The sequence below is a fragment of the Corallococcus sp. AB030 genome, assembly GCF_003668965.1.
Taxonomy (GTDB): domain Bacteria; phylum Myxococcota; class Myxococcia; order Myxococcales; family Myxococcaceae; genus Corallococcus; species Corallococcus exiguus.
The window spans coordinates 45,643-53,353 of sequence record NZ_RAWQ01000041.1; the positions used below are offsets into that span (position 1 = coordinate 45,643).

Sequence of the window (7,711 nt, forward strand, 5' to 3'; positions counted from 1 at the left end):
GCGCCCGCTTCGCCGTCTTCCCGTGTGAGCCATGACGAAGCCTGCCGCCGCCCTCACGCTCCTGCTGTTGTGCACCGCCGCCGCGTGCACCGCTCCGTCGTCCACGGGTGACACACCTCTGGAGCCGACGTCCGCGGTGACGTTCAACATCACGGCGGACACCGTCGGCTCCCAATCCCAGACACGGCGCGCGCTGGGCATCACCTTCGCGGACGTGGCGCGCATCCGCATCGACGTGGAGGACGCGGCCAGCCACAGCGCGCTGTTCTCCAACTTCGACCTGGTGCCGTCTCCCTCCGGGTGGTCCGGCACCATGCCGTCCCTGCCGCGCCATCAATCCCTCACCTTCATCGCGTGGGCCTACGACGGAAACAGCGCGCTCCTCTTCCAGGGCAGCACCACGCAGACGCTCATCGCGGACCGGGAGTCCGTGGCCATCACGCTGGCGCCCACCAACGACGGCGCGCCCATCACCCTGCCGCGCATCCCTCGCATCCAGCTCCCCGGCGAGCTCATCTTCGGCCAGCCCGCCACCGTCACCTTCTTCGTCGAGTCCACCTCCGGTGAGGCCCTCACCTTCGCCCTCACCGCCGCGAACGACGGCGGCGCCTTCGTGCCCTCCAGCGGGACGTTCACGCTCACCGGGACCTCCGGCGCCTTCGTCGCCCGCTACCTGCCGCCCTTCGGCATCCCCAGCCCCACGGACTACACGCACTCGCTCACCGTCACGAACCCGGCGGGGCACTCGGTCAGCACCACGTTCGTGACGCGCGTCCTTCCCGCGGATCAATCCACGGACTCGCTGGGCACCACCGTGCGCATCCTCTTCGCTCCCGTCATCCAGGGCCTGGCCGCGTCCCGCCTCGCTGGCACCTCCGAGGTCGCGTGGTCCGCCACCGTGTCGGATGATCAACCCGCCCGCACGCTCGACTACGCGTGGAACTTCATCCCGGACGCGCCCGTGACGCCCGCTCCGGGCTTCACCACCCAGGCCAACCCCACCGTCCTCCAGCATTACGCACCCTCGCTCCAGGGCCGGCTGTCCCTCCAGGTCACCGACGCCGCTGGGGCCCGCACCACCGCCACCTACCGCCTGGGCGCGCAGCAGTTCCCCGACGCTCCCGTGCAGGCCGGCGGCCCCACCGACGTCGCCCAGCTCCGCGCTGGGGACAGCCACACCTGCGCCCTGCTCAACGACGGCTCCGTGCGCTGCTTCGGCAGCGGCGCGCAGGGCCGGCTCGGCTACACCGGCACCGCCAACGTCGGTGACGACGAGACGCCCGCGTCGAAGGGCCCCGTGCCCCTCGCTCCCAGCGAGAAGGCCGTGCAGCTGGCCACCGGCCTGGGCCACACCTGCGCCCTGCTCTCCACCGGGCGCGTGCGCTGCTGGGGCGCCAATGCCTCCGGACAGCTCGGCCTGGGCCATACGCGCACCATCGGCGACGACGAACCCATCGCCAGCGTGGGCACCGTCGACCTGGGCGGCGCACGCGCGCTGCGCATCACCGCGGGCGACCGCCACACCTGCGCGCTCCTCTCCTCCGGCCACGTGCGCTGCTGGGGCGACAACACCCACGGACAGCTGGGCCTGGGCCACACCGACACGCTGGGCGACAACGAGCCTCCGCCCACCACCGACGTCCCCGTCGGCGCTCCCGTGCAGGACCTGGTCGCGGGCGGCGACCACACCTGCGCCCTGCTCTTCTCCGGCCGCCCACGTTGCTGGGGCGCCAACGCCTACGGACAACTGGGTTACAACCGTGATGATGATGTCGGTGACACCGAGTTGCCGTCGTCAGCGGGTGACGTGGACGTGGGCGGCACCGCCGTGCAGCTGGCCCTGGGCACGAACCACACCTGCGCCCTGCTGGACACCGGCGCCCTGCGCTGCTGGGGCGCCAACGCCTACGGACAGGTGGGCAACGGCAACCCCGACTACGCCACGCCCCTTACCGCCGTGACGTTGGGCTCGGGCCTCCGCGCCGTCCAGGTCGCAGCCGGTGCGCAGCACACCTGCGCCCTGCTCGAGTCCGGCCAACTCCAGTGCTGGGGCAACGGCGCCCGGGGACGGCTGGGATACGCCAACACTCGTTCCCTCTCCGCTCCCGGCACCGCGTTCATCGACGTGGGCGGCGCTCCCGCCACCTCCGTCACCGCGGGCGGCCAGCACACGTGCGCCGTGCTCTCCTCCGGCCGGGCGCTGTGCTGGGGCTTCAACACCTCCGGACAGCTCGGCTACGGCCACGTGCGCGCCATCGGCGATGACGAGGCACCCGCGCTCGCCGGGGGCATCCTCCTCGTGTCGCCCTGACACCGCGCACGGGAGGGCCATGGCAACCTACGTCCGCGTGTCCGTGGAACGCCCCCCGCGCGCGTGGACCGGAAGCGGAGCTTCCAGGCCTGTGATTCCTTCTGGTTTGGTAGTTTCGCGGGCGGAGGCCGTCCCGCTTGCCCTTCTCCTTCTCCGCGTTGAACCTGCCCCTGGTGCTTGGGGGACTGCTTCTCTTCACGGCGGCCCAGGCTCAGTCGGCATCACCTGTCCGCGAGCGCAGGGACAGGCGGGTTGCGCTCCCCCGCCCGGGTGAGCCCGTCCTGGAGGTCCCAGTCGCGGCGGGCATCCTGACGACCCTCGTCCTCGATTCGGCGCTGGACCGGAACTCCGTGGAGTTGGAAGGCCGCGCCCGTTTCCAGTTCGTGGACGTGGGCGAGCGCTCCATCAACCTGAAGCCGACGATGGAGCCTGGCGCGGGGGAGCGGCTGATGCTCCGGGTGCGGTTCACGGATGGCGCATCCCCAGAGCATGCGGTCTTCGCCCTTGTGTCGCGCCCATCGGAGGTGGACTCCCACGTCGAGGTGTCTCGTCGTCCACTGGCTCCCGAGGCGCTTCAGGCGGAGTTGTCCGAGGTGCGCGCCCAGCTTGCGGCCAAGGATGCCGAGATTGCCACGCTCCGCGCACGCGGCGATGCGGGTAGCCCCGCGGCTCTCGCGCTGGCGGGGCTTCTCGACGAGAAAGGGGTATCGGCCAGGAGGGTTGCTCAGCAGCCCGAGGCGGAGATGCAGTCGTCTCTGCGTGTCATGGACGGCTTCAGCCTTCGGGCCACCGCATGGGCAGTGGTGTCCTTGGAGGTGAAGAACCACGGCAAGGCGCCCTGGACCCCCACGGAAGCGCGCCTCACCCGTTCAACGGGCGGTGTGCCGGTGCGGGTGCTCGGCGTTCACATGAAGCAGCCGCGGATTGGGCCCGGAGAGGTTGGCACCGTTGTGGTGGAGGCGGAGGACCCTGCCTGGGATGCCGGTGCGTTGTTCCGCTTGGAATTGGTGGATGCCACGGGCACGCGTCCTCTTCTCGTTCCATCTGTTGCGCTGTAGAGGTCGGCCATGTTGACGGTCATTCACCACCCCGCGCAGCTCCCGCCCGGGTACATGATTCACGGCTGGCGCGTGGTGAAGCTGCTGGGCGCGGGCACCTACGGTGCCGTCTATCGTGTCGAGATGAACGGCCACCACTTCGCGATGAAGATCGCGATGCACCGCCCGAGCAGCGGAGACGCGGAGCAGGCTGACGCGCGGCTCATGCGTGAGTTGGGATGCCTCGTTCATCTCCGGCATCCCAATATTGTTGGTGTGCACGGGTTCGGTCGCTTCCCGGACTTCCAAACGGGATGGCTCTACGTACTGCTCACCTTCGTGGAGGGCTACACCTTGGCGGAGTGGGTGGAACGGATGCACCCCACGGCCCAGGAGGTGGTCCGCGTCTTCGAGAAGCTCGCGGGCGCGATGGACTACATGCACGGGCGCGGCGTCTTCCACCGCGACTTGAAGCTCGCCAACATCATGGTGCGCGCCAAGGACGGTGAGCCCGCCATCCTCGATTTCAGCGCAGGCGACTACACGCACGCCGAGGACTTGACGGATGCCCCACTGCCGCCCGGCACCCGCCGCTATCGCTCGCCCGAGGCTGCGCGCTTCTTCAAGGAGCATGGAGACGAGCGGGGCGCGCGCTACGAGTTCAAGGTGACGGATGACGTCTACGCGCTGGGCGTCTGCCTCTACGACGTGCTGACGACGGCGGAGCCCGCGAGCGGTTCCCCGAAGGCGGCCGTGGAGGGACGCTGGGTGCCCAGGTCCGCCCGGGAGTTGAACGCGCGGGTGCCGGCGGGACTCAGTGACGTGGCGATGCGCTTCATCGCGCGCGAGCCCGAGCAGCGCCCCCCCACGGCGGAGGTGATGCGCCGCGAGTTGGCGGCCCTCGCGGGCGAAGCGGGACCGGAATGGACCGTTCCCGTCCACGTCCCCTCCTTGAAGCCCCCTACCGCTCCCGCCTCCAACACGGATGAGGAAACGCCCCCCGCCCGCCGCGTGAGGCGGGCCCGCGCCGTGGATGCCGGAGTGGCGCTCCTCGTCGTGGCGGCCGTGGCGGGGGCCTTCATGTGGCTGCGCCCCGCGTCGCATCCAATCTCCAGTGAGGTTGTGGTGCGTCCGACCGCGCCCACTTCGTCTGGGGATGCGGGAGTCGCCTCTCTCATTCCAGCGCCCATGTCCCTCCAGGATGCGGGCCCCTCACCTGACGCGGGCGACATGCTGGCCGCGTCGTCCCCTGGGGTAGCTTTGCCCCCTCTTGATCCTGTCCGGAAGGAAAGCTCCGCCGTGAAGCATGCTCCCATCGTCGCAAGCCCGTCCAAGAAGGACTCCACCTCCAGCTCCAGGGCGGAGTTCCTCGCGAAGTGTGCCGCGGCGAGCGCCGCCGTCGTCTTGCAACTTGGCTGCCCCAGCAGCTCCCAGGTGCGTCCTGAATCAGGGGCGTGCCCCGAGGAAGCGCGCAACGCCATGCATACGTGGGACAAGCCCGACGGGCTCCATTTGAGCAAGGGCGATTCTGTGCTGGTTACCATCGACAGGAGCCAGCCGGGCGATCCTGGGGATGCAGGGGTGTTCAGGGATGGCCCCGTGACAGGGGTTGTCTTCAAGGGCAGGAAGTATCTCCCCACGGGAACGGTGTTCTCCGGCCGGTTGTGGACGGGAGACGGGACGTTCCTGCTGGCCCGCTACACCGAAGCGCACCTCCCAGACGGACGCACGCTTCCGGTGTGCTTCACCATTGGGGAGGACGGTCCCGTGGAGCCTTACAAGAATTCCAAGCCGGGGGCAGTTCGCTACTCTCGTGTCGACGTGGCTTACGCCGTGGACCGCTGGCCCTGAGTCCGGAACGTAAAGACGCGTTGCGTTTCCGTCGCTGCGGGGCCCATTCCGGGGATAGCAGGAAAATTTGAAATAGAGGACCCCTGGCGTCGTTCACGCGTGGAGGCAGCCGGAGGTAGCTTTCCGTCTGCCTTTGCGCGGCTCCCTCGCGCGGGCATTCAGGAGCCCCCCTTCATGTCCAGTGGTGCTGACTCCCGGCTCGCCGGGGGCACGGTCCTCTTTTCCCACGCGGGAACCGCTTACGAGTTCTTCCAGGAGCTGGGCATTGGCCGCAATGGCGAGCGAGTCCTCTTCGCCCGGCCCCGAACGCCCTCCGGCTACAGGGGGAAGGTCCTCGTGAAGTGCGTGCCCCTGCCGGAAGGGGCCGCGCCGGAGAAGTTCCAGCGGGCGCGGGCGCGGCTGGAAGAGGAGGTGCGGCTGGCGCAATTCCTCCAGCACCCCAACATCGCCCGCGTCCATGGCCTCTTCGAGATGAAGTTTGGAGAGGCACGAGGCCTGGGCGCCGTCATGGAGTGCGTGGAAGGCTTCAGCCTGGACACCCTCCTCACCATCGCCCAGCTGCGCGGGCGCTACTTCTCCGAGGCCTTCGTCCTCTACGTGGGCGCGGAGGTGGCGGCGGCCCTTGCGCATGCACACACCCGCACGGACGACGCGGGCAACTCGCTGGGCATCGTCAACCGGGACATCAACCCCGGTTGCATCCGCCTGCGGCCTGGTGGGGGCGTGGTGCTGACGGACTTCGGCGTCGCTTGCTCCAGTCTGCAAGGGCGCCTCGCTACGACGCTGCCGCGTCCTCCAGGAGAAGTCATCTACGCTTCACCCGAGGCGCTGGTGGGGGCGGTGACGGATGCGAGAAGCGACCTCTTCTCCCTGGGGCTGGTGCTGCTGGAGTTCGCCACGGGGCGACACCTCTACTACCCGGGGAATCTCAAGGTGGAGGACGAGTCCCCTCGGCTCTCGCGGGAGCAGAGCCAACGCGTGCTCGCGGCCATGACCACGACAATGGACATGAACCTGCCGCCCTTCGTGGAGGACGCCGTCCAACGCGCCATGGTGTTCAGCGGGAAGGACGTGAAGGAGGCCGCGTTCGGGCTGTCCACCTCGCCGCGCTCCGTCTTCCTCCGGCTGCTGTGCCGCGAGCCGGCGTCTCGCTACCCGACAGCGGCGGCGCTGGAACTGGAGTTGCGCGGGCAGCTCGCGCGGCTGGGGCCGTACAGCGCGGCGGATGCGGTGAAGGAAGTAGAGACCGCCCTCTTTGAAGGCGGCGAGGCCATGGAGGAGCTGAATCTGCTGGAGGACGAGGGTGGCATCGTCCCAGCCTTTCCGTCGCGGAGTCAGGACGCCATCCGCACGGAGCCGCGCCCGCTGCGCAGCGCGGACGAGACGACGACAGAGCCGGGACCGGGCGCCTTGCGCCTGCCACGGCATTAACAGTCGCTGGCTCGACGCAGCCGACCTTCCCCCTGTGTGGCAGCGCTGGGCCCGCGGGTGCCGGGCTGAATGTCAGACGTGTGTCCTTTGCTCTCCTCGGGAGGTGTCACTCCCAGGGGGCGTGGATGCGAATGACGCGAAGTGGGGCTGTCTGGCTGTGGCTGCTGTTGCCGGTGGCCGCATGGGCCGGGGACGTCCCGGAGGTGCCGCGCGCGGGGAGGGGCGCGGACGAGGGCTTCCTCCAGGTGGAGCCGACCCTCATTCTGGGGGCTGCCGAAGCCCGCTGGCGATTGCTGGGCGGGAAGCTCTACGCGATGGGGATGGGCGGCACGCTGCTCTCCCCCACGCCGCAGGGGACGCCGCGGCCGGGGGCCTTCGCCTCGGTGGGCCTGGGGGTGGACCATGCGCGCTGATGCCCTCTTGCTGGCCCTGGTGCTGATGGCCATGGGATGCGCCTCCGTGCCGCAAGCGCATGGGCGTGGCCGAAGCTTGAGCCATGCGCCGCGAGAGGACTCCTCGCCCGCCTGGGTGGCGGCTCCGAACGACGAGCCCCCGCGCGCATGGAACGCTCTCCCCCGCGTCCTCTCCGGGTCTGAGCAACGGCTCCTGCGCCGCCAGCAGCCGCGTGACGACGTGACCGCCGTGGGAGACGGCGCTGTCGGGGGCGGGGCCCGGAGCAATGCATTGACGCGGCAGGCAGTCCTCGACGCGACGAAAGACGTGAAGGGCTCCCTGTCCCGCGTCGAGGCCGCGTTCACCCAGTTGGCGGCCCGTCCTCCGGACCTCTGGGGCTTCAGCCTCACCGGCGTCTTCACGCGCTACCTCGACCAGGGCTCCAAGCAGGTGACGTGGCTTCATGGCGCGCTTGGGAGCGCCACCGCGTTGACGGAGGCGGCCTCGGAAGTTGGCGACACTGACATGGAGTTGGGCCTGCTGCGCATGACGGGGCCAAAGCTCCAGGCGGCTCAGTTCGGGACGCTCCTGCTGGCCACCTGGGTGGACTTCCTCCACCTCGCGGACGCCATTCTCAGAAACTGCCCCATGTGCAGCGCCGAGAAGCTCTTCGTGGACCTTCATCGCG

5 protein-coding genes and 1 pseudogene are annotated in these 7,711 nt (G+C 69.5%); all 6 read left to right on the forward strand.

Annotated features, from left to right (window positions below; genetic code table 11):
- The first annotated feature begins 31 nt into the window (after positions 1-31).
- Entirely contained in the window at positions 32-2,311 is a 2,280-nt protein-coding gene (locus tag D7Y15_RS13225) for an RTX toxin (RefSeq protein WP_121752793.1), read from the forward strand.
- Between the two features lie 137 nt (positions 2,312-2,448).
- Positions 2,449-3,369: a DUF2381 family protein gene (locus D7Y15_RS13230; RefSeq protein WP_121752794.1), complete on the forward strand. Its 921-nt coding sequence runs from the start codon at positions 2,449-2,451 to the stop codon at positions 3,367-3,369.
- A 9-nt stretch (positions 3,370-3,378) separates the two neighbouring features.
- Positions 3,379-5,199, forward strand: coding sequence for a serine/threonine-protein kinase (locus D7Y15_RS13235; RefSeq protein ID WP_211486768.1), 1,821 nt, complete (start codon positions 3,379-3,381; stop codon positions 5,197-5,199).
- A 174-nt stretch (positions 5,200-5,373) separates the two neighbouring features.
- A complete protein-coding gene (locus D7Y15_RS13240) occupies positions 5,374-6,630 on the forward strand; it encodes a protein kinase (RefSeq protein WP_121752795.1) in 1,257 nt (418 codons plus the stop codon).
- A 125-nt stretch (positions 6,631-6,755) separates the two neighbouring features.
- Entirely contained in the window at positions 6,756-7,043 is a 288-nt protein-coding gene (locus D7Y15_RS13245) for a hypothetical protein (protein WP_148712755.1), read from the forward strand.
- A pseudogene (locus D7Y15_RS13250) lies at positions 7,033-7,711 on the forward strand (DUF2380 domain-containing protein); the annotation flags it as partial. The gene D7Y15_RS13245 and the pseudogene D7Y15_RS13250, both read left to right, overlap by 11 nt.

Coding starts and splice junctions, on each gene's coding strand:
- D7Y15_RS13240 (WP_121752795.1), top strand. CDS start 5,374: ATGTCCAGTGGTGCTGACTCCCGGCTCGCCGGGGGCACGGTCCTCTTT.
- D7Y15_RS13235 (WP_211486768.1), top strand. CDS start 3,379: ATGTTGACGGTCATTCACCACCCCGCGCAGCTCCCGCCCGGGTACATG.
- D7Y15_RS13245 (WP_148712755.1), top strand. CDS start 6,756: ATGCGAATGACGCGAAGTGGGGCTGTCTGGCTGTGGCTGCTGTTGCCG.
- D7Y15_RS13225 (WP_121752793.1), top strand. CDS start 32: ATGACGAAGCCTGCCGCCGCCCTCACGCTCCTGCTGTTGTGCACCGCC.